Raw genomic sequence first — 25,876 nt, forward strand, 5'->3', positions numbered from 1 at the left:
TTGGTGCCCGCTAGCGTACGCTGCGGGCACCAAGCTCTCTGCCCCGGCTAGAACGAGCGCTGGAAGCGAAGGACGCCGCCGATGCTGCTCTTCTTGTCGGCACCGGTCCAATTGCTGAAGTCCGCATCGCCGAACTTCCCTGCGTTCAGGTAGTCGAGTTCTGCCGTGATCGTGAAGCCGGGCACAATGGTGTACGCAACGTTCGCTGCGATGCCGAGATTCTTGCCCTGGTCATAGGAGATCTGCGTGTTCAACGACGTCTTGTCGTTGAACTTGTAGGTGCCGCCACCCCAGATCGCCCAATGGCCAGCCCACGGCTTGTAGAAGCCTCGCCCGCCATTTCCGAGGAAGTCCGACAGGTTGTTGTCGGTGCCATAGCCGCCCATAATCCAGAGCGAGAGTTGGCTGGTGGCGACCACGTCCAGGCGAACCTTGCCGGCAAACTCTTCGTAGTTGCTGTCATAGGAAGCAACGCCAGTGATCGCACCCCAGTCCTGTTTGTACTTCACGCCGCCGACGACATGGGGGACATAACTGTCGATCGTGAATGCCGCGGAGCCCTCCTCGAGGGATACCACGCCGGAAAAGCCGTTTCCGGCATCGAAATAGTACTGGATGACGTTGGTATCGAACGAGCCGTACGGGACGAGAGTGTCATTGATGACATTGCCGGCGTAGCCGATGAAGGTATCAAAGGCCGATTCATCTTTACCGACCCGCAATCCGCCGAGTTGGATCCACGCGAACTTCAGTGACAAGGGCTTGTTGAAGGCACCGACACCATTGGGATCGAGGCCGAGGCCGCTCTTGGCGGTGTTGCCGAAGTTGAAACGGGTCTCGGTGTAGGTCTTCAGCGTGCCGAGCTCGGTTTCCTGGCCGGTCCAGGTCTTCAGCGTGAAGCGTGCGTTCTTGGCCCAGGTATCGTTGATGCTGCCGTCCTGGACGTCGATGGCCTGGGCACCGTCGAAACTGCCGAGATCGCCTCCCTTGATGTCATAGCGGATATAGCCGCCGACGCGAAGGCAGGTCTCGGTGCCCGGGATGTAGAAGTACCCGGCACCGTAGACGTCACATACCTTGACGTACTCGGCTGGCTCGGGCTCTGCAGTAACGACCGCGTCAGCTGCGCGGGCTCCGCCGACAGCGGCCAGAGCCGCCGCGGAGCCGAGAAGAAGGCTCTTGATATTCATTTTGATCTCCACTCAAAAGATTAAAAAAGGGCCAGGCTGTCGTTCTTGACCGACTACGTCCCCTCCCATTCCCCGGAAGCGCGCAACCAGCATCACGCCGCTTACTCGCGCCCTGAGTGCTATCGATCACGCTCAATAATTCAAGCTATAAAGCTTATTAGAAAACCATGATTTATTGTATAGTTGCGATTATGTCACAAAGACGTAAGTATAACTTGCACTAATAGTACAAACAACGCAATTGGAACAATCTGTACAATCTGGATAAATTGGCAAAATCGGCTGAGCGAAGGGGGGAGAAGGGCATCGACCAGCTGAGGTTATGTGAGGTCGCTCTACGTTGAATGCGCAACCTGGACCCCAGGCGTCGCCTGCCCCGGTCGTCCGAATGCTCTCTTGGCGAGCGCAGTTACGGCAACGTGCCGTTCCCGCGACGATGTCCCCGTGGCTGAATCCGCATGGCCTCGCAGCGAATGGCTGTCTCCAGCGGAGGATCAAGCGATGGGGAAAACCCTACGTGTGCGTTGACGGGCAGAGTTGCTCCTTTGGCTCCGCAATCGACGCTCTCAATGTGCAGCCTCGCTTGCCATCCACGCTATGGGGCTGCACGCAAAGGGTTACCTCTGTTCGGCAACACTGGTCCAACGGGTACGCCGGTTCATTTCGGCAAGTTGTTCGGCCTCAATCATCTGGCCAGTGCAACCTTACCTCGAGCCATGATTTCGCGCGGCCGAGATGACCTCCTCGGCCAAATCCTGCCTGAGCATTTCAATGGGCACCCGGCCATCCAGGAGAGGGCACGGGCGTGTCAGCCAGAGCCATGCAAGCCGGGGATTGGCGATCGAGGCGAGCACCTGCCGTATCCCGGGTGCCGGCCTGCAATCCACGAACTGAGCCAGGGGAAACACATGCTTGCGCGCACCCCTGCGCAGCGCGACCACGTCGTTGTGACGTTGCCACCAGTGCAGCGTGGACCGCGGTATACCATATTGATCCTCCAGGTATGTCGGCCCGGCGACTTGCCCGGCCCACTCCTGGATGCGCAGGAAGTCGCCCTTGCCGTCCTCCGCCCTTGCAGCTGGGTTGCCTGCTGTTGCCTCGACCAACGCTGCTGGCAGCGCCTCCTCGCCGACGTCGGCATCGAGGCGCCGGGCCGCCTCGGCCGCGAGCCTGTCGACGAAGCCCGAGGCTAGGGCTACCAAGTCGTCCTGGATCGCCTGCCGGCTCGCCGGCGATTGCTCCCTGTCGGGAGCGATCCTGCAATCCGCCACGCAGGGCGGGCAGCGACCGTGCTCCTCCATGACCTCGCCGAAGCGGACCAGGACGCGCTGGACTTCCTTCGCCACAAGGCTTGAGAGCTCGTACTGCCGGGATTGCGTTACTGTGTCAGGTGATTTGGTCATTCCGTGGCTCCCCCTCCGGAAAAACGTCTAGGCCGCTCAAACCTCGCTCATCAAAACATCGCTTCTTCGCAGGTCGGGCGATGGGTGGATCGCCTCCTGGCTGGTTTGTAGACATTGCACATGCTTGGCTCCTTGAGGGCTTCGGGACCGCTGAGCGGCCGAATTCAAAATCCGCTCAGCCGAATATGCTATGCTCCACCAGTTCCGCACGTGTCCCGTTCGCATCGATCTGGCGAGAGGAACCGCAGGATGGCGATGCCGAGCACGACCTGCGGCGAAATCGGCCGCGGCATTAGTGAGCCCAACCGAAGGTCACGGCCGACGAACCTCCGCCAGGCAAAGTCGGCTTCAGCCTCGTAAACCAGCCTCCATGTCTCATTCGGATTTCCCAGGCTCAGATTGGGAGCGACGTTCTCCCCGCATTATCTCAATTAGACGTCGGCTTTCAGGGATCGCGTTTCCTCGCCATGCGACGTGTTGGTCTGGCCTCACCAGCACCAACGGCGCTTCAAAGTGGCGGTCGATCAAAGCTTCGTCCAACCGCAGCACCTTGAGCGGAATCCCTGTTGCTTCCACGTCTTCCACCAAGGCGGAGACGTCGCGTTGCCCTTCGCCCACGATCAAGGTGAAGCCGATGCCGAAAAGATCGTAGATCGAAATCGTCTCGTCGATCCAGAAATGCGGCGCCAAGTGACCAGGCGTAGCGTCCGGTACATAACGACTTACCTCGAGGGGCGGACCTTCCCGATCCGGCGGCGCGATCGCCGGCGAGTTAGTATAGCGGTAGCCGAGGACAAGTCCGAGCGAATGGAATTCGGGCGTTTTCAGCTTTCTTATTTCCGCCGCTGCCGCAGTCCTGGCGGCATCCGCCTCCGGGCCGGTTTCGCCAAGGATCGGATCGGCGAAGTTCTCCGATAGCGCTCCGACATTGCGCGTCGCGCTGTCGATAACGGCCTTGTGGACCTGCGCGCGCTCGACTGCGTAGCTGTCGAGGAGGCCCTCGCCCGCCCATCCGCCAAGCGCGGCAGCCAGCTTCCACGCCAGATCGACGGCATCGCCGATCCCGAGGTTCATCCCGTGACCTCCAAAGGGCGAATGCAGGTGACAGGCGTCGCCGGCGAGAAATGCGCGGCCTTTCCGGTAGCCATCCGCCAGGAGGCTGTGAACTACCCAATTATCGCGGGCCAGCACTTCAATCTCCACCTCGCATCCGATCGCGCGACGGGCGACATTCAGGATGTCTTCGGTCGGCACCTCCGCTTGAGCGACGCGCGAGAAATACCAAACGTCACCCTGATCGAGTGGTCCGATGATACTCGCGGCGTCGGGTCGCACGATAAAGTGGAAAAGCCCCCTCGGCAGGCCGTTGCGCTCGATCAGACCGGGGATGCGAAGGATCAAGGTCGCAAAGGTGGTCAGATTGCTCTTGCCCCGCATCTCGATCCCGAGGAGCCTGCGGACGGAGCTCCTCCCGCCATCGGCTCCGATGATGTAAGGCGCCCGCAGTTCCCGCTCGGCTCCGTCGCGTCCTCGGACGCGCGCGACGACGCCCTCGGACTCCTCGGCAAAGGATACGAGCTCCCATCCAAACATCACCGTCGCGAGGGGCTCCGATGCGACCTTTTCGGCAAGGATGCCTTCGATCACATATTGGGGGATGAACTCGGCATGTTCGGGAAATTCATCGCGGCGCTGCGGACTCGCGCAAAACGAATCGTCGAAGCTGACGATCGGATTGGCGAAAAGTGTATGCTGGAAGAGGACGCGGCGCGGAAAACCCTGCGGCAAGGGCGAGCGACGGCGTACCTCCGGTACAAGACCCCAGCGCCGCATATGCGCCATTGTGCGCACATTGGTGGTCTTCGCGCGCGGCTGTACTCCGGTCCGTTCGTTCCGCTCCACAACGCATACACGCTTTCCGCGCATCGTCAGTTCGGTGGCGAGGGCGAGGCCGGTCGGGCCACCGCCTATGATCAATACATCCGCGTCGCGATTGTCCATTAGCCAGCGTCCTCGGATCAGGCTTCCGCGACCACGGGATTAGAGAGGGTCCCGATGTTCTCAATCTCTACCTCACAGACGTCTCCTGGCTTCATGAATATCTTCGGATCTCGTGCATTGCCGACGCCGGACGGTGTGCCGCTGACAATCAGATCGCCCGGGTTGAGGGTCATGCCAACGCTCAGCTTGGCGACCAGCTCGGCAATCGGGAAGATCAGATCAGCGGTGCTCGCATCCTGCAGCACCTCTCCGTTGAGCCGCGTCTGGATGCGCAGCCCGCTTGCACCGGCGGGCAATTCGTCCGCAGTGACGAATTCAGGCCCAATGGAGCCGGTAGAATCGAAATTCTTGCCAATGGTCCATTGGTTCGTCTGCAGCTGGAAATCGCGAATGGAGCCGTCGTTGAAGACCGTGTAACCGGCAACATGCTCGAGGGCGCGTTCGACTGGGATCGCGCGCCCAGCCTTGCCAATGACAGCGACGAGTTCTCCTTCATAGTCGAACAACGACGAGACCTTCGGTCGAACGAGGCTCGCCCCATGAGGGACGAGATTTTCGTTGAACCGGACAAACACCGTCGGGAAGGACGGTACTTCCATTCGACTCTCGGAAACGTGGTCGGCATAGTTCAGCCCCACGCACAGCACCTTGCCGGCATGACGGAATGGCAGGTCGGAGGCGACGCGCGCCATGTCGATGAGATCTCCCTTCGAGAGGGCCAGGAAGGCATCCTCATAGCTGCCCTCCCTGACAATCTGATCGAGGCTGCCTGGCCAAGCCAACGCACCTTCATTTAAGCCGCGCCAACCGTCTTCGGTCCTGACGGCCAGACCGAGCTTCCCATCGAGCGAATAGCTCCTAAAACGCATCGTCCTCTCCAGCTTTCAATCGGATACTTTTGAGCCACTCTATGTCGTAAAAAACTTGATTATGCAACATAAAATGTATATTCGATATCCGAATAGTTTCTTGCACGGGACCCGCGATGAGCACTGTGGCCAGCTACAAGAGCCAGACTGCGCGCACATTCGACCTGCTGAAAGCAGCGATCGTCGAGGCGAAGTATGCCCCGGGTGACAAGCTCAAAATCGACCAGTTGAGTGAGGCATTCGACTCAAGTTCGGGAGCCGTGCGCGAGGCGTTGTCGGGCCTGACCGCGGAAGGGCTCGTCGTGGCGCAGCCCCAGAAAGGTTTCGTGGTCGCGCCGATCTCGCGACGCGACCTCGAGGACCTGACCCAAGTGCGTGTGCAGATCGAATGCAGATGCTTGGCCGATACGATTGCGGCTGCAGGGATAGAATGGGAAGGCAGGATCCTCTCGCTGCAGCACCAGCTTCGTGCTTTGGAACACACGGCTCGTGTTCCCGGTTCCCGGGAAGGTCAGCAATGGCATCAGCTCCATTTTGCTTTCCATTCCGAACTAACGTCGCTTTGCCCCAACACCTGGTGGCAAAAGCTGCGCCAACAATTATTCATCCAGTCCGAGCGCTATCGCCGTCTCTCCGGCCCGCTCGACGAGGAAGGTCGTGACGTCTCAGCAGAGCACGAAGCGATCGCCAAGGCAGCGATCATCCGCGATACTGAGGCTGCCGTTCGTCACATGGCTGCACACCTGCGCCGAACGACCGACATCCTTCTGAAGTCGCGAATCCCATTCTCTGAGGACTGATGCGCGCTGCGTAGGTATAGCCGATTTTCGGCCAACGCTCAGCCGCAAAATGGCCGACCGTCAAAGGCACGTGGCCTTACCGCTCGAAGGGAGTTGAACGTCCCACGCCCTTGGCCCCTGTGACGGCCGCTCATGGGAGCACGCCCTAGCTCGGCTGGAGATTTCACATGCCCGGGCGGCGCAAAACGGGTGGTCTCAGAACTCGGCCGAGGAAGCGAGGATATGGCGGGGCGGGTTGCGCTCTGATGGCCCGCCCCCAATCGAGCAAAACCCGCCCCCGGCAAACAAACCGGAACGGTCTTGCCGTTCCCGCCGGTTGCCGAATTGATATCGACTACAGCCTGAGCAGCGCCTTGATGTTGCCACCCAGTATCTTCTCCCGGTCCCCTGCTTCGAGGTCAACCGTGTCGAGAGCCGCGTAGGTGGGCAGGATTGGGCCAAACGGCATATCGGTCGCGAAGAGAACGTGCTCCGCGCCGAAAAACTTCAGGCCCGAAGGGAGCCCCGCCGTGCCGCCGAAGAGAGCGGTATCGGCATAGAACATGCGAAAATAGTCCAGGTGGGGTCTCTTCAGTGAGCGCAGAACGCCGCTGTAGTCCTCGTCAGCAGTCCGGCTGCCGAGGAATTCCATGCCAGGCCCGACCCTTCCGTCGAAAAACGGGATCATCCCACCCAAATGATGGGTAATGATCCTCAGATTCGGATAACGGTCGAGGACGCCGGCATAGACCAGCCGAGACATCGCCACTGATGTTTCGTAAGGCCAGCCGAAACACCACCACATCTCATAGCGGGATTTCGCTTCGGACTTGTAGTCGGTCATTGCGGCCGTGCGCGCCGGATGGAGCCAGATAGGCAGGTCAAGCTCGGCCATGGTCGCGAAGATCGGCTCGAACTCCGGCAGATCAAGTGGCCGACCGACGATGTTCGTGTAGATCTGCACTCCGCGCGCGCCGAGTTCGGTGACGGCGCGCCGTATCTCCGAAACGGCGCTGTCCACGTCGAGAAGCGACACCGTGGCTACGAAGGCGGGGAAACGGTCCGGGTGGAGGCGCACCAGTTCCGCCATCTCGTCATTGCATATGCGTGCCAGCTCGGTGGCATTCTCCCGAGTGGCGATCTCTTCCAGCACGGGATGCGGGGAAGCGATCACCTGGCTGTAGCCATCGATGACGTCCATCTCTCGGAAGCGGGCATCGAGGTTTGTCAGCGAGCGCACCCCCCTCAACCGTGCAGCGCTATTGCCGAGCCCAGTCGAACGGGAGATCAGCGCGTTGAGGTATTTTTCTGGGAAAATATGGGTGTAGGCGTCCAGTGGCATCGTTGCATCTCTTTGGCAGGTCGGTCGGACTGGCTACGCATGGGTGCGCCAGTTCAGATCGGTATCGGATAAGAGCGGTGAACCGGAAGCCAGTGGCTGCGGCTTAGCCGCTGGCTTCCTACAATCATTGACTGCTACTGAAGTCTTGCGGCCGCTTCGTTGACGATGGTCGGATCGAAATGCTGCATGGCGTCGAAATCCGCCTTCACAACCCCAAGTCCGCGAACCACGTCGACGTTCTTCTGGAGAAGCGCCGGATCCAAGGCAAGGTTGTGCGGGCGGCAAAAGTCCTTGCCAGGCTTGAAGACATAGGCGTCGATCGCGGACGTCGGCAGCTTGGTGGCCTCCGAGAATATCTTAAGTGCCTCCTGGCGGTTGGCCGGATCGGTATACCAGCGGTTGACGCGAAGAAAGTCTTCCATGAAGTCGACGACAGCGGCGCGATTCTTATCAAGGAAGCTCTGACTCACCACCCAGAATGACAGTGCGACTGGCCCGCCAAAGGCATCGCGGGTCGTGAAGAGCGTATCGGAGTTTTCTTGCAGTTCCGGATCCGCCGAGGTGACCGACGTCGAGGCGATGAGGTCAGCCTTGCCATCCTTGAGCAGGGCCTTCATCGTGGGGAAGGGACTCTCGATGAGCGTGTAGTCGCGGTTTTCCTCCAGGCCGTGTTTCTTCAGCATGGCCAGCTGCGACAGATGCACCCCACTTCCACGGCCGATGGTGGCAACTACCTTGCCCTTCAGGTCTTCAACGGTCTTGATTCCTGAGCCCTTGCGAACCCTGAACTCAGCGGAGAAACAACCCTCACCACCATCCAAGCTCTCGAGCGAGAATGCCTTCAGATCTGTCAGGCCGGCATTCTGCACAGCAAGCGGCAGACTAACGTAATTCAGCGTGCCGATGTCGAGCTCCCCCGCCTGCAATGCGGTGATGGTGGGCGAGGAGCCGGCAACATAAACCGGCTCCACGACATAGCTCTTCCCTGCATGGAGGAGTATGTCCGACTTCTTCATCATGAGGGATATCAGGTTTGAGGGGGCCGAAACCCAGCTCACCCTGAGCTTGACCGGCTCGGCAATCGCGCCAGCCGTAAATAGGCCAATCATAGCCAGCGCCGCCATGACGGCGACGACTGGCTGACTTGTCCTGTGGAAATATTTCCTCACCTTCTCCTCCTTTGTGACGCGCTGAAAGCGCCTTCTACGCGGCGGGCCCTATGGACCGTCGGATTATGCATTTTTAATTGTGAAATGTATTACACGCAAGCAAATCTTTCATCCTTATTGCGAGCGACGCCGTGGCTTCGAATCGGGTGAAAGCCGCCTGGCTCAGAAGGCAGACGGTGAAGGTCCGCAATGCGGAGGCATGGATTCGGATTGCCTCTCGCTAACCCTCCAGCCTGTGAAATTCCTTGACGGTGTTACGCATGACCATGCCGATATAGGCTTCCGCCTCGCGCCCGGAAATGTGACCGTCGGCCATCATACCGCTCAACGCCAAACCGAGCGCCTGCCGGCCGGTGCGGTCCATCATCCAAGCCTTCTCCTCCCAGCCATGCAACGGATTGGCCCTTACGGGAACGCCCGACAACATTCCAAAGGCCACATCCGAATATGCGTCGGTGCCGTACATCAGCTTCTCTGGGAACCACTCCAGCGCCTGCCTGATCTGGTTCGAGAGGGAGCGGGGATATTGAAAGAGATCAGCACAGGAAAAGTCAGTATAGACATTGGCATATGAGGTCAGCGTGACGGTCTCCGTCACAAAAGGCCACCCTCCGTGGAGCAAGAGAAAGCGGGTTTGAGACGCTTCTCGGAACACCGTCTCCATCAGCAACGGGTTGCTACCCGAAACTCGGAACTGCCGCTTGGCGCCAATGCCGGTATGCATCTGGACCGCCAAGTCAAGCCTGCCCGCCTCAAGCGCAATGGCCCTGAACACGTAGTCCTGAATCGCTTTATGTTCGGAAGGCGACAGGGTGCCCTGCTTGCGCCCCCTCCGTCCCTTTGCATAGAGGGGTTCAATGTCAGCCCGGTCGTAACTGCCGAAGCTCAGATCGCGTGAATAGGGTGTGTTGAACTTGATTCCGATCGCGCCGCTCTCCTTGCCGCTGCGCAGCGAGGCGAACACGACCTGCTCCAGATAAGCGTCGACGGTCCCAGGCACATCCTCGCGGTCAAATTGCTTGAGCTTGCGGACCATCGTATCGAAAAGGCGGCGGGACGGTCCGTCCGGCATCGGATCGCAAAGGAAGGGCCAGAGCATCCATTCGGCATGCATGCACCAAGGAAACCGCGCCATCGGCAGCGTCTCTTGGATGTCCGCATTTATATTGACCATCGATTTGAGATTGAGGCGATCCAGCACCCACGGATTGTAGGCCAAACCGTGCGAGGCCATGATGGATGCCTTCGTCTCCATCAAATTGGCGAGATGGCCAGGCTCGAAATCGCGGTGCTCGTATCCCCAAAGGGCCGACCAAGCGTCGAGATATTCGGGATTGTACGGCCGCATCCGCTTCGGGAGCTCAAACTCATAGGGTTGAATCGGTGACTCAGCCACGCCGGCCGGCTCCGCGCCAAGGGGTTGCGGATGGGCGTGGCTGTCGATCGCGACGAACGCATCGATCTCCCGTTGCAGCCCTTCGTCGGCGCCTGTCAGATACATTACCTGTTCCTCCTGGGGGTTTCCTGTTTGCCTCCCAAAAACTGCACGGAGGCGCATTCTCTGCCGTTAAATCTGACGGCGCTATCCTTCCACAGAGCATCGTCCCACCAGCATCAGCCGTGTTGACAACCCTCAATGGATTATGCATTTGTAGCGAAGAAATAGTTTTTTTCAAGTGCTCATGCTGGGCGCGTTTGGAGGAGGCGCCGGAGGATTTCGCGGGGCCGCCTTTGGGAGGAATAGAATGGCAGCGCAGCCTCAGGTCGAGGTCAAAGACGTTACACTTGAATACCGGCCATCACATGGCAGGTCGGTTCTTGCGCTTGACAGGGTCTCTTTGGACGTTGCGGATGGCGAATTTGTCTCGCTGTTGGGGCCATCCGGGTGCGGAAAATCAACGCTGCTCTATCTGCTTGGCGGATTCATTCGCCCTGTCGCGGGCACGATAACGGTTGCCGGGAAGAAAGTGATCGACCCAGGCCCGGATCGCGGAATCGTGTTTCAGCACTTTGCGCTCTTCCCGTGGAAGACTGCCCTGGCCAACGTTGAATATGGACTAAGGCTGAAGGGGATGGCTACGAATGAGGCGCGCGCGCACGCCCAGAAATTCCTCGAGCTTGTAGGACTGGCTGGCTTTGAGCAGAGCTACCCCTCACAGCTTTCCGGCGGCATGAGACAGCGCGCCGCCATTGCACGGACATTGGCGCTCGACCCTCAAATATTGCTTATGGACGAACCATTTGGAGCGCTCGACGCGCAAACGCGGGGCGTGCTTCAAGAGGAACTGCTGTCGATTTGGCAGCGGACAAAAAAGACGGTGATTTTCGTCACTCATGATGTGCAGGAGGCCGTCCTCCTTTCCGACAAGATCGCGCTTATGTCGGCGCGTCCTGGTCGTATCGTCTCCGTCATGGACAACCTGTTTGACAAGTCGGATCCCAATCGCCACCGGGAACCGCAGTTCATCCGGCGTGTAGATGAGATCTGGGATTACCTCAAATCTGACGCCGTCGGACATTAGGTGGCGAAATGGGGTTCAAGCTCGTCACGGACATCGTCCGCTATCTTCCGATCCTCATTCTGTTGGCAGCCTGGGAGGCCGTTGCACGCTCCGGAGCCTTCTCGAGCGATCTCTTTCCGCCACTGTTCAAGATCGGTCAATCGTGGCTAGAGATGGTGGCTTCGGGCGAACTCACCAGCAATGCAGCCGTGTCGCTCTACCGCGTGGCGATAGGTCTCCTGTCGGCGACCGCCGTCGGGGTCCTGCTCGGCGTGGGCATGGCTGTCTGGGCTCCGCTGAGACTGATCGTTTCGCCCTTTCTCGAACTGTTCTACCCAATCCCAAAGGTGGCGCTGATTCCGATCGCGGCCATCTGGCTGGGGTTTGGAGACGGCTCAAAGATCCTCGTCGTGTTCCTGGGCTGCATCTTGCCGATTACGCTCAGCGCCTATAACGGGGCGAGAGGCACCGATCAGTTCCTCATCTGGTCCGCTAGGAGCATGAGTGCCTCATGGCCTCGTGTTATCCGCGATGTGATCGTTCCCAGCTCGCTCGGCGAGATCTTGAACGGCATACGAACTGCACTGGCGCTTTCCTTCATGCTTGTCGTCGGCTCGGAGTTGCTCGTCGCCCGTGACGGCTTCGGCTGCCTGATAAGCTTCCTTGGGGGGACTGGAGCGTATTCGGCAATGTTTGCCGTGGCGCTCACTGTCGCCATCCTCGGCTTTGCGGCCGACCGCATATTCCTTGCCATCACCGCTAGGGCCTTGAGGTGGCAGACAGCATGACCACAAGATCACTCACGACGATGCGAAGAGCATTCGCACACGGTTCGGTTGTCAGCATCGCGAGCATCGCGGTGCTCCTCCTCGCCTGGGAGGCCGCGTCGGCCTTCGGATTTCTGTCGCCGTTCTACCTCCCGGCATTCAGTACTGTGCTGCGACGGATATGGAGCGACCTCCTCCAGGACGCGCTGCATGTCGACCTGATCAGCACCCTCTACCGGACGATCGCCGGGTTCTCAATCGCATGCATTCTCGGACTGATGGTTGGGATAGCGATGGTCACCATGCGGCCCGTGCGCTGGTTCCTCGATCCACTCGTCTCGATCGCATTCCCCATGCCTAAGATTGTCTTCTTGCCAATCTTCATCCTTTGGCTTGGCGTCTATGACACAACCAAGATTTTCATGATCGTCTTTGATTCAATCTTGCCGGTGGTCACCGCGACCATCGTGGGCATCAACAGTGTTGATAAGTTCCTGACCTGGTCCGCCCGCAGCATAGGTACCTCGCGCACGCGACTGCTGACCGACGTCTATTTGCCAGCTGCTACGCCAAGCATCGTTACTGGCATCCAGGTGGCACTGCCTATAGCGCTCATCGTGAACGTGGTCTGCGAGATGTTGATGGGAGGGACTGGCATCGGCGCTCGCATGATGAATGCCTCACGTTTCGCCGATATCACCGGTGTTTGCGCGGGTTTGATCGAAATAGGGCTCATCGGCTTTGTCCTTATCAGAGGCATGGCAATGCTGCGCCAGCGCCTGCTTCGCTGGCACGCAGAATCCCACGCGCCAAGCAGCTTCTAAAGGCAGTCCAGTGGTCAAGCGCCGCCCATCCCACGCGACCTCCTTCGTCGCAAACCTCGAGCGCCTTGTCGGCGACCACCGCCTTGAGATCGCGAACGTCCTTACGCGGCTTCTGTTCGAAGTGTCGTTGGCAATCGGCCAACCCCTGCCCTGAGCACCGACCCGATGTCCATGAACTCCAGCGAAGCGGTCTCCTACGAACCGATTGGGCGGGCCGGTGTCATATGGCTTGACCGTCCGGGGGCGCTCAATGCGCTCACGCCCCCAATGATAATGCTGATCGCGCGCTGCCTGGCCATGGCGAACGAGGACGCCGGCATCGATAGGTTGGTCATTGCCTCGACGTCCCCGAAAGCTTTCTGTGCCGGCGGCGACGTGCGCGCCATCCGGGAACTGTGCCTTGAGGGCCGGTTCGATGAAGCGATGGAATTCTTCCGCGCTGAGTTTGCTCTCAACCTGGCTCTCGGCAATAATGCAAAGCCAGTCTTCTCCCTTGTGAAAGGTATTTGCATGGGAGGAGGAATGGGACTGTCAATGCACGGCGATATTTGCGTCGCCACGCAAGACAGCCTGTTCGCGATGCCGGAAGCCGCGATCGGCTATGTCACGGATGTCGGGTCGACATATTTCCTATCCAGACTGCCTGCGGGAATGGGGGCTTGGCTGGGGCTCACGGGACGGCGACTTGACGGCCAAGAGGCGGCGTCACTTGGGCTGGTCGACTATGTGATCCGGCCGGAGCAAGTCGATGACGCCTTTTCCATCTTGTGCGCGACGGCCCATGAGCAGGTTGATAGTGCTTTGTTGGATCTCCGCTCAGCACACCGCAATGGCCCGGATCCCGAATGGATCAGTTTCGCGGAACGAGCTTTTAGCGGCCGATCAATCACTGATATTCTCGATGCGCTAAGACGCGAGCCGTCGCTTTTGCGCGATGAAGCAATGGTTCAGCTTTCAGCTGGCTCGCCTCACAGCCATGCGCTGATCCTTGAGCTGCTTGACGCTGGCAGGAACGCTTCCCTTCGTCAGTGTCTCGACAATGAACTGAAGGCCGCGCGGATCGCGATCACCCACCCGGACTTCTCCGAAGGGGTTCGCGCGATGCTGGTTGACAAGGATAGAGCGCCGCTATGGCGTAGCGCTGGCTGATGCTTGATAGAAAACAGGCTGTCGGGTCAGACCAGCCCGCTTTACCCACGATATTTGGGAGGACACCGGGTCCATGACGGAAGAATACGACTATATCGTCGTCGGTGCCGGAACCGCAGGATGCATCGTTGCCAACCAGCTTTCCGCGGACCCGCGCAACCGTGTGCTCGTCATCGAAGCAGGTGGCAATGATCGGTGGATCTGGTTCCATGTTCCCGTCGGCTACCTCTTCACCATCGGGAATCCGCGATCAGACTGGATGTTTCGCACGGTCGAGGAGCCCGGATTGAACGGCAGGTCGCTGGCCTATCCGCGCGGCAAAGTGATCGGTGGCTCGTCGGCCATCAATGCGATGATTTCCATGCGGGGTCAGTCGCTCGACTACGACGGCTGGCGTCAGCTTGGCCTTGCGGGGTGGGGATGGGACGACGTCCTGCCGGTCTTCAAACGGCTCGAAGACCATTTTCTGGGAGAGAGCGAGCTTCACGGGATTGGCGGCGGTTGGCGAATTGAAGCCCCGCGTGTCTCATGGCGGATCTTGGACGCGGTGAAGAGCGCAGCAATTGAAATGGGGGTTCCCGAAAGCCCGGACTTCAACACTGGCGACAATGAAGGTGTCGGCTATTTTCACGTCAATCAAAAGCTCGGAAGGCGATGGTCATCTGCCCGCGGCTTCCTCAAGCCAGCGCTCAGCCGTCCCAATCTCGAACTGCGCACCAATGTGATCGTCGACAAGGTGGTATTCGAGAATCGTCGTGCCAGCAGCATCGAACTGATGGTGGGCGGCCAGAGAATTTCAGTGCGAGCCCGCAGGGAAGTTGTTCTCTCAGCCGGCGCAATCGGCAGCGTCCAAATCCTTCATCGCTCCGGGGTCGGTCCTGCACAATGGCTTCGTGCTGCTGGCATCCCAAACCTGGTCGATCTTCCCGGCGTCGGCAGGAACCTGCAGGATCATCTTCAACAACGGGCGATCTACAAAGTCGGGCATGGTCGCACACTGAACGAGCAATACCAAAGCCTGTTCCGGCGCGGGATGATGGGTTTGGATTACCTGGTTCGCCGGCGTGGGCCGCTAACTATGGCGCCATCCCAGCTAGGCATCTTCACACGCTCCGATCGATTCCAGGATCGAGCGAACATTCAGTTCCACGTTCAGCCCCTGTCGCTCGATAAGTTCGGGGAGCCCCTGCACCCCTTCCCTGCAATAACAGTAAGCGCTTGCAACCTGCGCCCGACGTCTCGCGGTGAAGTCAAAGTCGTTTCGCCAGACCCCGACGCAAAACCTCACATTGCACCAGCCTATCTCAGTACCGATGTGGATCGAAAAGTGGCCTCCGACGCAATCCGCGTAACGAGACGCCTCATGGCGCAATCGGCTCTCGCACCGTATCGACCTGAAGAGTACCTGCCCGGCCCAAATGTCGCAGATGACGATGCATCGCTGGCCAAGGCCGCCGGCGATATCGGGACAACCATCTTCCATCCAGTGGGTACCGCCAAAATGGGCCGGTCGACGGATCCGATGGCAGTCGTGGATGAACGTCTGCGTGTCCTTATGCTCGATGGCCTGCGCGTGATCGACGCGTCTGTGATGCCCACAATCACGTCAGGCAACACCAATACCCCCACCGCGATGATCGCGCTAAGGGGGGCCGAGATGATTATCGCCGACAACCGGCCTTGAGCTGCGGTCAGGCAAGAGCCGGACACTCATCCGACATTTGGTTCGCTCCGCCCCTCCGAGGTCAAGCCGCCATGCCGTCTTGGCCGGCGAAGTACCTTTGGTAGATGCACCGACCGCAGCCGCTTAACAACTGCCAAGGCCGCTCGGCTGGGGGTGTTCGGCAGGCGGACACAGAGCTCAAACTGCGTCGACAAATCTGATGCATCAGTGCATGGCATCGCGATCGGCAGTTCCACGATCGAGGAACCCACAAATATGATAAAGCGGGCGGAATGCCTCGTGGACTGCAAGAACACGCTGGGCGAAAGCGTGTTTTGCGACCCGCGCGATAACTGCATCTATTGGACGGATATCGAACAAGCCCGCATCTACAGGCTGGACGAAATCGGGCGAGTTCACCGGTTTAACCTACCGCAGCCTGCTGCATTTATTTTGCCCCGGCGCCGTCCTGGTTTCGTCCTCGGATTTCTCGATCGCATCGTCAGCTCCAACGCGGACATGACTCAGTTCGACACTTTGGCCGTGGTCGAACCAGACCTCCCGCAAACCCGGGTCAACGATGCAACAGTCGACCATCAGGGTGGCATTGTCTTCGGGACCATGGACAACCGCGACTGGAAGCCTGCGGGTTCGATTTATCGCCTCGATCCGTCCGGGCGGCTAGAAAAGCTACTCAACGGCATCACTGTCAGCAACGGCCTTGCGATCTCCGCCGACGGGGCGGTGCTTTATCTCACTGATACACGCGACGGGGTCATCCGCCGCTTTTCGCTAACAAATGGCTTCGCGAACTGGCGCGAGCTGACCCCGTTCGCCGACCGCGACATCGCCCCCGGTGCTCCCGACGGAGCCAAGCTCGACGTGGAAGGGTGCTATTGGAGCGCCCGCGCATTCGGTGGCTGTGTGGTGCGCATCTCTGCGGACGGGAAATTGCTCGAGCAGATCGAGCTGGACGTCAAAGGCCCGACCTGCCTCGCCTTTGGCGGCCCAGACATGATGACCCTCTACATCACAACACTCAGATTGCGCCATACGCCGGAAGAGCTGGAAGCAGCGCCGACGGCAGGTGGGCTTTACACCTGCCGTGTCGGGGTTCCGGGGCTGCCAGTGCGACTCGCGTTGCTGTAGTCACCGCATAGCGGGCGCACTCGTCCGGTGGGTCCGCTTTTGTCTGTACGCACAAACGGGAAATAATTTGGTTCGGACACCGTGCAGCGGGTCTCGAGCTTTCCCACGCCGTTCGCGGAAATCGTGACGGACTTCGCCGCGCGTTTTGGTGCCGATGCCTGCCGCGCCTGATGCTTCTATCCAGTCCATCCTGCGCACAGCGATCGACTATAAGAAGTATATTCTTCCAAGGACGGCAAGCGACGCCACCTGTCGCGGAGGCTCTGCCGTACCCGATTTCTCATGAAACCGCGCAATAAGATCGGCGATGGAGGGCACGGTGTCCGGGCGCTTGTTCACGCTCGGGCCAGACGGGCATTTTGCCAGTTCCTCGCATGACTTTCCCGGATAGAGAGTGACTATGTCTGCAACCATGACGTATCTCCAGCATGCATACTTTTTCAGGTCCGGCTGCCAGGCGACTATCGGCGGCCGGAGGCGAGGCTGTTCCCGCAAGCCCCAAAGGAGCTTGAATTCAGTCCGGCTTGACACTTGATTATAATGCATTTATCGATTGAATATACATTCTCAACCCGACCCAAGTAAAGGCCCACGCGAGAGGAAGATAGAGCTGATCTCCTGCCGTTGAACCGACCGTTCCTGGCGGCCGGTATGCGGGGTTACAAGCGCTCCGCCGGCTTTATCCAACCCTCAACCGATAGTGGTTTCGCCGAGAAACAAGGCAATACAATTAGAACCTGGCCGCTCTAACAGGGTTGGACCCTCGGACCCTTCATCCGCTGGCCGTCCACCTCCAATCATCTGAAAAAGGACACTGAACATGGATCGTCTCAGGGGAAGAACCGTCATCGTCACGGGGGCCGCGCGAGGCATCGGCGCATCCTATGCGCGCGCGCTGGCTGCAGAAGGGGCGAACGTAGCCGCCTGCGACGTGTTGGACACCAGCAATATCGTGGCCGAGATCGGCGGGAATTCAATTGGCGGCACTTGCGACGTTTCAAGCCGAGCCTCTGTCGAGGCCTTCACTTCGCGCGTGCTCGACCGTTTCGGCCGCATCGATGGCCTCGTGAACAACGGAGCCTTGTTCGCCTCGCTGAAGCGCCAGCCGTTCGAGCAAATTGAGTCGGAAGAATTCGACCGGGTCATGCAGGTTAATGTGCGCGGCACCTTTGAGTTCTGCCGTGCGGTCATGCCTGCGATGCGCGCTCAGGGCTACGGCAAGATCGTGAACACCTCGTCCGGCACCGTCTTCAAGGGCATCACGAATATGTTGCACTATGTGAGTTCAAAAGGAGCGGTGATCGCGCTCACCCGGGTTATCGCCCGCGAGGCTGGCAGCGACGGCGTGCGCGTCAACTGCCTCGCGCCGGGCTTCACGCTGAGCGACGGCGTGCAGTCGCGCGATCCGGACGAACTAAATGTCCTCAGCACCATGACATTGGCTAGCCGCTGTCTTCCTCGCGATCAGATGCCGGAAGATCTCAACGGCGCCGTGGTATTCCTGCTGTCGGCCGACAGCGACTTCATCTCAGGCCAGACCCTCGTGGTAGACGGCGGCTCGGTCATGCATTGAGCTCACGAAAGGCAGTCTGATGATCACCAGCGAATCCTCGACCCTATCAGAGCTCAAGGCTCGGAGGGACATCGAAGACATTCTTATCCGGTATTGCCGCGGCATGGATCGCGGCGACCTGCCTCTCCTGAAATCCTGCTTCTTCGACGATGCGATCGACAATCATGGTTTCTACAATGGCCCGGCACACGCATTCCTCGAGCAGGCTGTCGTCAGGCTCTGCAAGAACTTTGTTTCGATCAACCACATAATCACCAACATCCATGTCGAGCTTGATCTGCCAACCAACAGGGCAAAGTCGGAGGCGCGCACATTGTGTCTTTTCCGGGCAAACCGTGAAGGCAAATTGGTCGACGTCACACGCCTTTCGCGTTACCTGGATCAATGGGAATGCCGGAACGGCGAATGGAAAATTGTCCACCGCCTGCTCGTGGGCGACATAGTGCGGACCGATCCTGTCGCGGCCGACACTTCCGAGCCTCAGCCCCGCCCCGAAACCCCTTACCCGGACGGTCAGCCGGCTGGTCGTGGCGATGAAGATCCATCAGCGCGCTTTTTCGAAAACTGGTGGCACTGACAGCGCAATTCGTCAGGCCGCCGAGCTATCGGGAGGGAACGCGTCCGCATGGCTGAAATCATCGACGGAAAGCAGGTAGCGCAAGATGTCGTGGCGATAGTTGCGAACTCTTCGGCAGAGCTGAAGGCAAAGGGCGTCGTGCCCGGCCTTGCGGTGGTCATGGTCGGCGAGGATCCCGCCAGCCAAGTCTACGTCGCTTCCAAGTCGAGAAAAGCCGAGGAATGTGGCTTCCACTCGGTCCAGCATACGCTGCCGGCCGAGACGTCGCAGGCTATGCTGCTTGCGCTCATCGCCGAGCTCAACGCCGATCCGGCCATCCACGGCATCCTCGTTCAGCTTCCGTTGCCTGACCGCATCGATTCCGGCGCCGTCATCCAGGCAATCGCTCCCGACAAGGATGTCGACGGCTTCCACTTCATCAATGTTGGCAAGTTGGGCACCGGCGAAACTGCGACCGCGTTCGTGCCCTGCACGCCAGCGGGCTCAATGCTGTTGATTGAACGCGTGCGCGGCCGCGATCTCTCCGGCCTCAACGCCGTCGTCGTCGGTCGCTCCAACATCGTCGGCAAGCCAATGGCGAATTTGCTTCTCGCCGCCAACTGTACAGTCACCATCGCTCATTCGCGGACCAAAGACCTGCCCGCACTCTGCCGTACGGCGGACATTCTCGTCGCCGCGGTGGGGCGACCGGAGATGGTCAAAGGCGACTGGATCAAGGACGGCGCCACCGTCGTGGACGTCGGCATCAACCGCGTCCCGGCCCGCGAGAAGGGCGACGGCAAGTCCCGCTTGGTCGGCGACGTCGACTACAAGAACGCGGCCGAGCGTGCCGGTGCGATCACGCCGGTGCCCGGCGGCGTCGGTCCGATGACCATCGCCATGCTGATGGCCAACACGCTCATCTCGGCCTGCCGCATGGCGAGGATTGAGCCGCCAAAGTTCTGAGGCGTGGGCAGTGGAAATTTGAAGAGCGCTTGCACCCGTTGGTGGCGGCATTGAAGGTGGCCAGCAGGTCCATTGCCTAGCCTGTTGTCGTGTTTTTCTCCGCGCGCAGAGTCGGTGTCGCGACACCGACATGACCTGAACCTGTCCGTGCCGTGGACATCGGCGCGCAATAGGCTGAAGCGTGAACGGCTAAATGCTATCGCTAGGGCCAGAATTAGGAGAACGAAATTATGGACTTTCCCAGCATTGTAGAGATCGCTCACCTCATGCAGGTGTGGGGCTTGAGCCGGGACCAAGGACGCTGGGAGTCGCTTGCCGATTGCTACACGCCAGATGGCGAGATGCATGTCACCTGGTATTCCGGAACCGTTGGCGGCTTCATCGAAGCTTGCAAGAAATCTTTCCTGAAAGTCGGACCTCGAGGAAAGCACGTCGTTGGACAGCCAGCCGTCGATCTCTACGGCGAACGAGCTGTCGCCGAGACAAGCGTTCAGATCCTGGCTAGGCTTACGCTGTCGGCCGTGGCTGTTGATAACGTCTCCTACGCAAGGTTTATCGACCGGCTTGTTCGACGAGACGGTCGCTGGAGAATTGCGCGTCGTGTCGCCGTTTATGAAAAGGACCGCCTCGATCCGGTCATCCCAAGTGACTCATTCGACCGCATGATGTCAGAGACCGACTTCTCGGCAATCCCGGAACCCTATCGGTTTATAGGCTTTCGCTTGCTGCAGATGGGCCGCAAGCTTCAGGACAATATCCTCTGCGACGGTAGCCCAGAGGCGGAAGCTTATAGGAGATCCTGCCGAGACTGGCTGCTCGCACGGACGTGAGGCCAGAACCGCTAAGAGGATATGGGCGATCGTCGAAGGCCCTTAAGCCGGCGGTCGGCGCTGGTTTTGATAATTGCGATGTTCAGCGACTTGGTAAGCCTTCTGTCCGCGCTATGGACATATCCTTGCGCGGCTTGGACGGCTGAAGCGCTGTGTACCTATGATTTGCGTAGATCGAGAACTGGGAAGCGACGACCGTGGGCTATCCAAAGAGAATCTCTGTCGTAATCGCCGGTGCCGGACCAACAGGCCTGACCACAGCGAACTTGCTTGCATCGTATGGCGTGGACTGTGTAGTGCTCGAGCGCGAGGCCGCGCCCTTGAATCTGCCCCGCGCGATCGTCCTGGATGATGAAGGCATGAGGACGCTGCAAGCGTTCGGTCTTCACGAAAGCTATGCAAAGAAGTCGCTTGCTGCCGTCGGCGCAAGATACATCGCGGATGACGGGACGGTTTTTGCGGAGACGGGGGCCGGGTCGGAGGACTATGGCTTTCCGAAGCGGCAATACATCTACCAGCCCGAACTGGAAGACGCTTTGAGAACGCACCTTGAGGAAAGGGCGCCCGGCACACTTCAATTTTCTTCCGAGGTCGTCAGCTTCGAAAACCACCTGCACGGAGTGACCGTCAAGGCGCGCCATGCGAACGGGCAGACCTATACGATCGAGGCACAGTGGCTGCTTGCATGTGACGGCGGCCGTAGCCCCATTCGAGAAGCACTGAACATCAAGATGGCTGGGAATACGTACTCCCAGGACTGGATCGTGCTCGACACGATTGGCGACCCCGATACATCTCGCTTTTCCAAGTTCTTTTGTAGCAACACCCGCCCTATGGTGAGCATACCTGCGCCCAATACGGGTCGCCGATATGAATTCATGCTGCTTCCGGGTGAGACCAGGGAGCAGGTCCTCCAGCCGGATTTCCTCGCCTCGCTTCTGAAACCCCATAGGCCATATGACGAGGCGCAAATCCTGCGAAAGACCGTTTATACTTTCCATGCCCGCATGGCAGAAAAACTGCTGGACAGACGCGTGATCCTTATGGGTGATGCTGCTCACATGACGCCCCCCTTCGCAGGTCAGGGCATGAATGCGGGCCTGCGTGACGCACACAACATTGCTTGGAAAGTGGCTGCGACCATCCGTGGCGGCGCTGATGCGAAGATACTGGACAGCTACGAGAGCGAACGCCGCAAGCCCGCCTGGGACATGATCCAGCTTGCAGTGGTCATGGGCGATTTCGTCATGCCGCTCTCGGTCGAGCAGATCGCCTTTCGAAACCAACTCCTTACCGCCTTGCAGCCCTTTCCGGCCGTGCGCGACTATCTGGTCCAAATGCGATTCAAGCCGAAGCCGCGCCACGGCGGTGGTCTCTATATTGACCTCGATCGGCCCGAATTCGACGCTTCATTGGTGGGCGAAATGATCCCTCAGCCCGAGTTGGACATTGATGGGAACAAGCTCCGCCTCGACGACATGTTGGGGGATGGCTTTGCACTCGTCGCTCAAGACAAGAGCGGCGCTGAAGCGCTCGAAGCCCTTCCCCTCAACGGTTTTGCCGGTCTGTCTCTAGCGAAGGTTTTCCTGCCGGCCGAAACAGTCGAGAAGGCCCGCCCTTTCAGCACCGCCCGACCAATTCGAACACACAGGGATCAGATATTGCTCGTGCGACCGGATCGCTATTGCGCCGCAGCCTTCTGGCCCGAAGACCTCCCGCATGGGCTCACCAACTACAGGACGCTGCTGGGCAGCTCCAATCCGGACAGTTCCTCTGAAATCTCGTCGGCAGTCGAAATGAGAGCGTCCCTATAAAGTTCTATTGCCTTCTCGAAATCCAGCGCAGACGCGATCCAGATCATCGTTAGGCACGAGATCGGCCTGCCATTTTTCATGACCGGCGCTGAGATGCTCATGGTACGGCTGTTGAAACCTGTGCTTCGATAACCGACGCGCAAGCTTTGGCAGCGTCGGAGTATTTTGGACAGCCAGCCATCCGGCAAGCATATCTCGCCACTTATTCCCCGCTTCTTTCTTAGCCCTTCCAAGATCTGGTCGCGCTCAACCTTGGTGCAGAATGCCAGGTGAGAACGTCCGCCGGATGTCTCCAAGACAGGCAGCCTCCTGCCAACCATCCCGTGGTCCAGTGAAAATGGGCTGGTACCATGCGTGGAAGCGCGGACCTCCATCGCATAGTCGCGGAAAGTAACCAGATCGATCGGCCACAAAACCTCCTTGCCGAGCTTGGCCATCTTGGGAGCCGCGATCTGCGCTACCCAGTCCTCCTCGCGATAGCCGGACCCCAGCGACTTCGTGAGCAGGGTTGGGCGCCAGGTCTCATCGGATACTCCCTTGACCACGAACCCCAGACCTTCGAGCGTCTCCAGCAGACGATACGCCGTTGGTCGGGGGATCCCGGCAGATCGGGCAACTTGCGACGACGTCAAGCCGTTGTGCTGGTTGACAGCTTGCAAAACAGCCAACCCTCTCTGAAGCGACCTTACAGAGCCGAACGACGAGCTGCGTGAACCCAGCTCGTCGGTCGGCGCCCGCATCGCGCGTTGCCTCCAATCGACACCGGATCCGGCTTTGTGGAATCGGTCAGGCAGCGGGACCAACATTGAGGCATCGCTATCGTCGGTCATCACGGGTCCGGGGCTAGGTTCAGGTTCAGGCCCTTCAACTTCTGTGCGATCACGTCACCTAAGCCAGCTAAGGAGATGATGGCGCTTTTGGCGAGCTCGCGACGCACTCTGCGCGATCACAACGGGCGGAAGTATCTTTGCTGCTAAGTCCTCGCAGCTCGGATGGCCTCCCAGACCCTTCCCGGAGTCAGGGGCATCTCGATATGCGTTACGCCGAGCGGCGCTAGGGCATCTTCAACCGCGTTGACCACCGCCGCGAGAGAGCCCGTCGTTCCCGATTCGCCAACCCCCTTTGCGCCGAGCGGATTTGAAGGGGTCGGATCGGGAAGGTCTACGATTCTCATCGAATGAGGCATGTCCTCCGCGCGAGGTAGGGCGTAGTCCATGAACGATCCTGTCAACAGCTGACCTCGGCTGTCGTAGACGACCTCTTCCATCAGCGCCTGTCCAATGCCCTGGGCTATTCCCCCGACAAGTTGGCCCTCGACGACGGGCGGATTGATGACAGTGCCGCAATCGTCCACCGCCACATATTGAAGGATCTGCAGCGCACCGGTTTTAGAATCGACTTCGACCTCACAGATATGGCAGCCATTGGGGAACGAGAATCCAGGCGATCGGAATATCTCTACAGCATCAAGCGTCTCGTCGATCGTCTTGCCCTCCGCCCTCGACATCGCAATGCGTTTGGGTATGTCGAGGAACGCTATTCTTTCTCCTGTTGCGACCACGGTGTAGTGACCGTCCGCGTATTCGATGTCGTTGTATCGGCCATCGCAGATCGCATTAACGATGGCGCGCCCTCGGGCAATTGCATTGTCCGCCGCCTGTACCGCCGCCGACCCCGTCATCTGCGCTACGCGGGAGCCGACCGCCGGCGATCCAACAGGAACGTCGTCGGAATCACCAGCGATGATCCTGATATTAGAGTGCCCGATCCCCAGTCGCTCTTTCACAAGGTGGACGAGTGTCGACCTATGCCGCTGCCCAGAAGAAACACCTGTGATGCGCAGTTCGACAAAGCCGTCCTGCGTGACGCGAAAATCCAGCGGCTCGATGAAATTGACACCAGCCGTCTCGGCGAAGAGGGAGCAACCGATACCGCGACAAAGGCCCCTTTGTTGCGCATCGTCGCGGCGTTTTTCGAACCCTCGCCAATCGGCAGCCTCGACCGCCTTCTCCAGCACAGCCGCAAAATCCCCGCTGTCATAAAGCAGTGTCATCGGCCCGACATAGGGCAAGCGATCTCGAGGAATTAGATTGCGGCGTCTCAGTTCGATCCGATCGATCCCAATCTGCCGGGCGGCTTTGTCCATCAGGCGCTCAAGCATATAAGCCGCTTCCGGTCGCCCTGCGCCGCGGTACGGTGCCGTCGAAATGGTATTCGTGTGGACGCCGACGGTCTTCAAGGCGATCGCTGGCACAAGATAGGGGCCGGCTAGGTTTTCGGCGATACAAGATGATTGCACGCGTGGTCCGATCCCGATGGCATAAGCGCCGATGTTGGACACGATGTTACAGTGGATCCCTGTGAGCCGCGCATCCTGATCAAACGACCCGGCAATGTTCAGTAAACTGTCGCGCCCACCTTGATCGGCCATGAGCGCTTCCGAGCGCGTAGCGGTCCAGCGTACCGCCTTACCGAGAAGCCTGCTCGCCACGGCAGTTGCGACATATTCGGGATAGGCATAGACCTTTAGGCCAAAGCCGCCGCCCACATCCTTGCTGATGACGCGAACCGCTTCGACCGGGACGCCGAGCGCGTCGGCAAGGCCTTTGCGCAGGTTTGTGGTGCCCTGGCTGCCGCAATAAAGCGTGTAGCGCTGGTTTGACTCGTCATAGCTTGCGACAGAGGCGCGAGGCTCGAGTGGGCTTCCCGCTACACGCTGGTTGCGAAGGCTGACGCTAACAGTGTGTGTGGCGCTCGACGATGCTGTTTGGACCGCTTCTAGGTTGCCGCAAACCCAGACATAGCTTTGATTGGTCGGCGCTGAATCCCAGATAGGAGCCTCCAGCGACACCTCGGCAACCTCGCGCGACGTAAAGGGGGTCAAATCTTCAATATCAACTTCGACAAGTTCTGCAGCGTCCTGAGCAGCCCCGAGGGATTTGGCAACAACCAGCGCGACGGCTTCCCCTACATGACGCACTCTGTCCGCCGCCAGCGCAGGACGCGGCGTGCGCAGATAAGGCACCTCGGCCTTGCCGTCGACCGTCATTAACGGCACCATGAAGGTGATCGGGTTGCAGCCTGCCGCATCGAGGTCCTTCGCGGTGAACACCCCGACCACGCCGGGCGCTTGCCGGGCCGCGTCAACGTCAATGCGTTTGATCTTGCCGTGAGCCACCGAGGATCTTACGAAAATACCGACAAGTGCGTCGCTTGGCGCCAAGTCGTCGGTATATTGTCCCTGGCCAGCGACGAGAGCCTTGGCTTCAAGGTCAAGCGGGACCTGGGCTGTTCCGGATCTCTCAGCCATTCGCATTCTTCCACGTCGCAG

Annotated in this window: 21 protein-coding genes; 12 read left to right on the forward strand and 9 right to left on the reverse strand. The window is 59.4% G+C overall.

The features are described from left to right. Nucleotides 1-47: 47 nt before the first annotated feature. The 4 genes from EJ072_RS02985 to EJ072_RS03000 form a co-directional block, all read right to left on the reverse strand. Nucleotides 48-1,190, reverse strand: a complete 1,143-nt coding sequence (locus EJ072_RS02985) for a porin (RefSeq protein WP_126078505.1) — start codon at nt 1,188-1,190, stop codon at nt 48-50. A 704-nt stretch (nt 1,191-1,894) separates the two neighbouring features. Beyond that, complete coding sequence (locus EJ072_RS02990) at nt 1,895-2,593, reverse strand: hypothetical protein (protein ID WP_126078506.1); 699 nt, start codon at nt 2,591-2,593, stop codon at nt 1,895-1,897. 375 nt (nt 2,594-2,968) lie between these two features. Next, nucleotides 2,969-4,594: an FAD-dependent oxidoreductase gene (locus EJ072_RS02995; protein ID WP_126078507.1), complete on the reverse strand. Its 1,626-nt coding sequence runs from the start codon at nt 4,592-4,594 to the stop codon at nt 2,969-2,971. 17 nt (nt 4,595-4,611) lie between these two features. Continuing rightward, complete coding sequence (locus EJ072_RS03000; RefSeq protein WP_126078508.1) at nt 4,612-5,463, reverse strand: fumarylacetoacetate hydrolase family protein; 852 nt, start codon at nt 5,461-5,463, stop codon at nt 4,612-4,614. 116 nt (nt 5,464-5,579) lie between these two features. Between EJ072_RS03000 and EJ072_RS03005 the strand changes: the two genes are divergently transcribed. After that, nucleotides 5,580-6,263: a GntR family transcriptional regulator gene (locus EJ072_RS03005; protein ID WP_126078509.1), complete on the forward strand. Its 684-nt coding sequence runs from the start codon at nt 5,580-5,582 to the stop codon at nt 6,261-6,263. A gap of 334 nt (nt 6,264-6,597) precedes the next feature. On the opposite strand, the gene EJ072_RS03010 is transcribed toward EJ072_RS03005, so the two are convergent. The 3 genes from EJ072_RS03010 to EJ072_RS03020 all read right to left on the reverse strand — a co-directional run bounded on the left by EJ072_RS03010 (nt 6,598) and on the right by EJ072_RS03020 (nt 10,254). Further along, nucleotides 6,598-7,584 carry an amidohydrolase family protein gene (locus EJ072_RS03010; RefSeq protein WP_126078510.1) on the reverse strand — a complete coding sequence of 329 codons (987 nt, stop codon included), beginning with the start codon at nt 7,582-7,584 and terminating at the stop codon, nt 6,598-6,600. 134 nt (nt 7,585-7,718) lie between these two features. Beyond that, entirely contained in the window at nt 7,719-8,753 is a 1,035-nt protein-coding gene (locus EJ072_RS03015) for an ABC transporter substrate-binding protein (RefSeq protein WP_126078511.1), read from the reverse strand. A gap of 220 nt (nt 8,754-8,973) precedes the next feature. Beyond that, nucleotides 8,974-10,254: an amidohydrolase family protein gene (locus EJ072_RS03020; RefSeq protein ID WP_189343204.1), complete on the reverse strand. Its 1,281-nt coding sequence runs from the start codon at nt 10,252-10,254 to the stop codon at nt 8,974-8,976. 244 nt (nt 10,255-10,498) lie between these two features. On the opposite strand from EJ072_RS03020, the gene EJ072_RS03025 reads away from it, so the two are divergent. From EJ072_RS03025 to EJ072_RS03075, 11 genes are all read left to right on the forward strand, one after another. Next, nucleotides 10,499-11,275, forward strand: a complete 777-nt coding sequence (locus tag EJ072_RS03025) for an ABC transporter ATP-binding protein (RefSeq protein WP_126078513.1) — start codon at nt 10,499-10,501, stop codon at nt 11,273-11,275. Nucleotides 11,276-11,283: 8 nt separating this feature from the next. Further along, the gene (locus EJ072_RS03030; RefSeq protein WP_126078514.1) at nt 11,284-12,042 is read left to right on the forward strand and encodes an ABC transporter permease; all 759 of its coding nucleotides are present in this window, start codon (nt 11,284-11,286) and stop codon (nt 12,040-12,042) included. After that, nucleotides 12,039-12,845 carry an ABC transporter permease gene (locus tag EJ072_RS03035; protein ID WP_126078515.1) on the forward strand — a complete coding sequence of 269 codons (807 nt, stop codon included), beginning with the start codon at nt 12,039-12,041 and terminating at the stop codon, nt 12,843-12,845. Before EJ072_RS03030 ends, EJ072_RS03035 begins: the two co-directional genes overlap by 4 nt. A 165-nt stretch (nt 12,846-13,010) precedes the next feature. Then, nucleotides 13,011-13,994, forward strand: coding sequence for an enoyl-CoA hydratase/isomerase family protein (locus EJ072_RS03040; protein ID WP_126078516.1), 984 nt, complete (start codon nt 13,011-13,013; stop codon nt 13,992-13,994). A gap of 73 nt (nt 13,995-14,067) precedes the next feature. Further along, the gene (locus EJ072_RS03045; RefSeq protein ID WP_126078517.1) at nt 14,068-15,678 is read left to right on the forward strand and encodes a GMC family oxidoreductase N-terminal domain-containing protein; all 1,611 of its coding nucleotides are present in this window, start codon (nt 14,068-14,070) and stop codon (nt 15,676-15,678) included. A 207-nt stretch (nt 15,679-15,885) separates the two neighbouring features. After that, nucleotides 15,886-16,806 carry an SMP-30/gluconolactonase/LRE family protein gene (locus EJ072_RS03050; RefSeq protein ID WP_126078518.1) on the forward strand — a complete coding sequence of 307 codons (921 nt, stop codon included), beginning with the start codon at nt 15,886-15,888 and terminating at the stop codon, nt 16,804-16,806. A gap of 820 nt (nt 16,807-17,626) precedes the next feature. Continuing rightward, a complete protein-coding gene (locus EJ072_RS03055; protein WP_126078519.1) occupies nt 17,627-18,379 on the forward strand; it encodes an SDR family oxidoreductase in 753 nt (250 codons plus the stop codon). 19 nt (nt 18,380-18,398) lie between these two features. Further along, the gene (locus tag EJ072_RS03060; protein WP_126078520.1) at nt 18,399-18,956 is read left to right on the forward strand and encodes a nuclear transport factor 2 family protein; all 558 of its coding nucleotides are present in this window, start codon (nt 18,399-18,401) and stop codon (nt 18,954-18,956) included. A 48-nt stretch (nt 18,957-19,004) separates the two neighbouring features. Further along, entirely contained in the window at nt 19,005-19,901 is an 897-nt protein-coding gene (gene folD / locus EJ072_RS03065; protein ID WP_126078521.1) for a bifunctional methylenetetrahydrofolate dehydrogenase/methenyltetrahydrofolate cyclohydrolase FolD, read from the forward strand. A gap of 230 nt (nt 19,902-20,131) precedes the next feature. Beyond that, nucleotides 20,132-20,731: a nuclear transport factor 2 family protein gene (locus EJ072_RS03070; protein WP_126078522.1), complete on the forward strand. Its 600-nt coding sequence runs from the start codon at nt 20,132-20,134 to the stop codon at nt 20,729-20,731. 197 nt (nt 20,732-20,928) lie between these two features. Then, nucleotides 20,929-22,545 (forward strand): bifunctional 3-(3-hydroxy-phenyl)propionate/3-hydroxycinnamic acid hydroxylase, encoded by a 1,617-nt coding sequence (locus tag EJ072_RS03075; RefSeq protein ID WP_126078523.1) that lies wholly within the window; start codon nt 20,929-20,931, stop codon nt 22,543-22,545. Here EJ072_RS03075 and EJ072_RS03080 read toward each other — a convergent pair. Both EJ072_RS03080 and EJ072_RS03085 read right to left on the reverse strand, forming a co-directional pair. After that, nucleotides 22,464-23,375 (reverse strand): helix-turn-helix domain-containing protein, encoded by a 912-nt coding sequence (locus EJ072_RS03080; RefSeq protein ID WP_245467168.1) that lies wholly within the window; start codon nt 23,373-23,375, stop codon nt 22,464-22,466. The genes EJ072_RS03075 and EJ072_RS03080 overlap by 82 nt on opposite strands. A gap of 143 nt (nt 23,376-23,518) precedes the next feature. Then, entirely contained in the window at nt 23,519-25,855 is a 2,337-nt protein-coding gene (locus tag EJ072_RS03085; RefSeq protein ID WP_189343205.1) for a xanthine dehydrogenase family protein molybdopterin-binding subunit, read from the reverse strand. Nucleotides 25,856-25,876: the final 21 nt, after the last annotated feature.

This window comes from Mesorhizobium sp. M2A.F.Ca.ET.046.03.2.1 (assembly GCF_003952425.1).
GTDB lineage: Bacteria > Pseudomonadota > Alphaproteobacteria > Rhizobiales > Rhizobiaceae > Mesorhizobium.

Excerpts from the sequence above, each read along its gene's own strand:
- EJ072_RS02985 (WP_126078505.1), bottom strand. The coding sequence starts at position 1,190 with ATGAATATCAAGAGCCTTCTTCTCGGCTCCGCGGCGGCTCTGGCCGCT.
- EJ072_RS02990 (WP_126078506.1), bottom strand. The coding sequence starts at position 2,593 with ATGACCAAATCACCTGACACAGTAACGCAATCCCGGCAGTACGAGCTC.
- EJ072_RS02995 (WP_126078507.1), bottom strand. The coding sequence starts at position 4,594 with ATGGACAATCGCGACGCGGATGTATTGATCATAGGCGGTGGCCCGACC.
- EJ072_RS03000 (WP_126078508.1), bottom strand. The coding sequence starts at position 5,463 with ATGCGTTTTAGGAGCTATTCGCTCGATGGGAAGCTCGGTCTGGCCGTC.
- EJ072_RS03005 (WP_126078509.1), top strand. The coding sequence starts at position 5,580 with ATGAGCACTGTGGCCAGCTACAAGAGCCAGACTGCGCGCACATTCGAC.
- EJ072_RS03010 (WP_126078510.1), bottom strand. The coding sequence starts at position 7,584 with ATGCCACTGGACGCCTACACCCATATTTTCCCAGAAAAATACCTCAAC.
- EJ072_RS03020 (WP_189343204.1), bottom strand. The coding sequence starts at position 10,254 with ATGTATCTGACAGGCGCCGACGAAGGGCTGCAACGGGAGATCGATGCG.
- EJ072_RS03025 (WP_126078513.1), top strand. The coding sequence starts at position 10,499 with ATGGCAGCGCAGCCTCAGGTCGAGGTCAAAGACGTTACACTTGAATAC.
- EJ072_RS03030 (WP_126078514.1), top strand. The coding sequence starts at position 11,284 with ATGGGGTTCAAGCTCGTCACGGACATCGTCCGCTATCTTCCGATCCTC.
- EJ072_RS03035 (WP_126078515.1), top strand. The coding sequence starts at position 12,039 with ATGACCACAAGATCACTCACGACGATGCGAAGAGCATTCGCACACGGT.
- EJ072_RS03040 (WP_126078516.1), top strand. The coding sequence starts at position 13,011 with ATGTCCATGAACTCCAGCGAAGCGGTCTCCTACGAACCGATTGGGCGG.
- EJ072_RS03045 (WP_126078517.1), top strand. The coding sequence starts at position 14,068 with ATGACGGAAGAATACGACTATATCGTCGTCGGTGCCGGAACCGCAGGA.
- EJ072_RS03055 (WP_126078519.1), top strand. The coding sequence starts at position 17,627 with ATGGATCGTCTCAGGGGAAGAACCGTCATCGTCACGGGGGCCGCGCGA.
- EJ072_RS03060 (WP_126078520.1), top strand. The coding sequence starts at position 18,399 with ATGATCACCAGCGAATCCTCGACCCTATCAGAGCTCAAGGCTCGGAGG.
- folD (WP_126078521.1), top strand. The coding sequence starts at position 19,005 with ATGGCTGAAATCATCGACGGAAAGCAGGTAGCGCAAGATGTCGTGGCG.
- EJ072_RS03070 (WP_126078522.1), top strand. The coding sequence starts at position 20,132 with ATGGACTTTCCCAGCATTGTAGAGATCGCTCACCTCATGCAGGTGTGG.
- EJ072_RS03080 (WP_245467168.1), bottom strand. The coding sequence starts at position 23,375 with ATGACCGACGATAGCGATGCCTCAATGTTGGTCCCGCTGCCTGACCGA.
- EJ072_RS03085 (WP_189343205.1), bottom strand. The coding sequence starts at position 25,855 with ATGGCTGAGAGATCCGGAACAGCCCAGGTCCCGCTTGACCTTGAAGCC.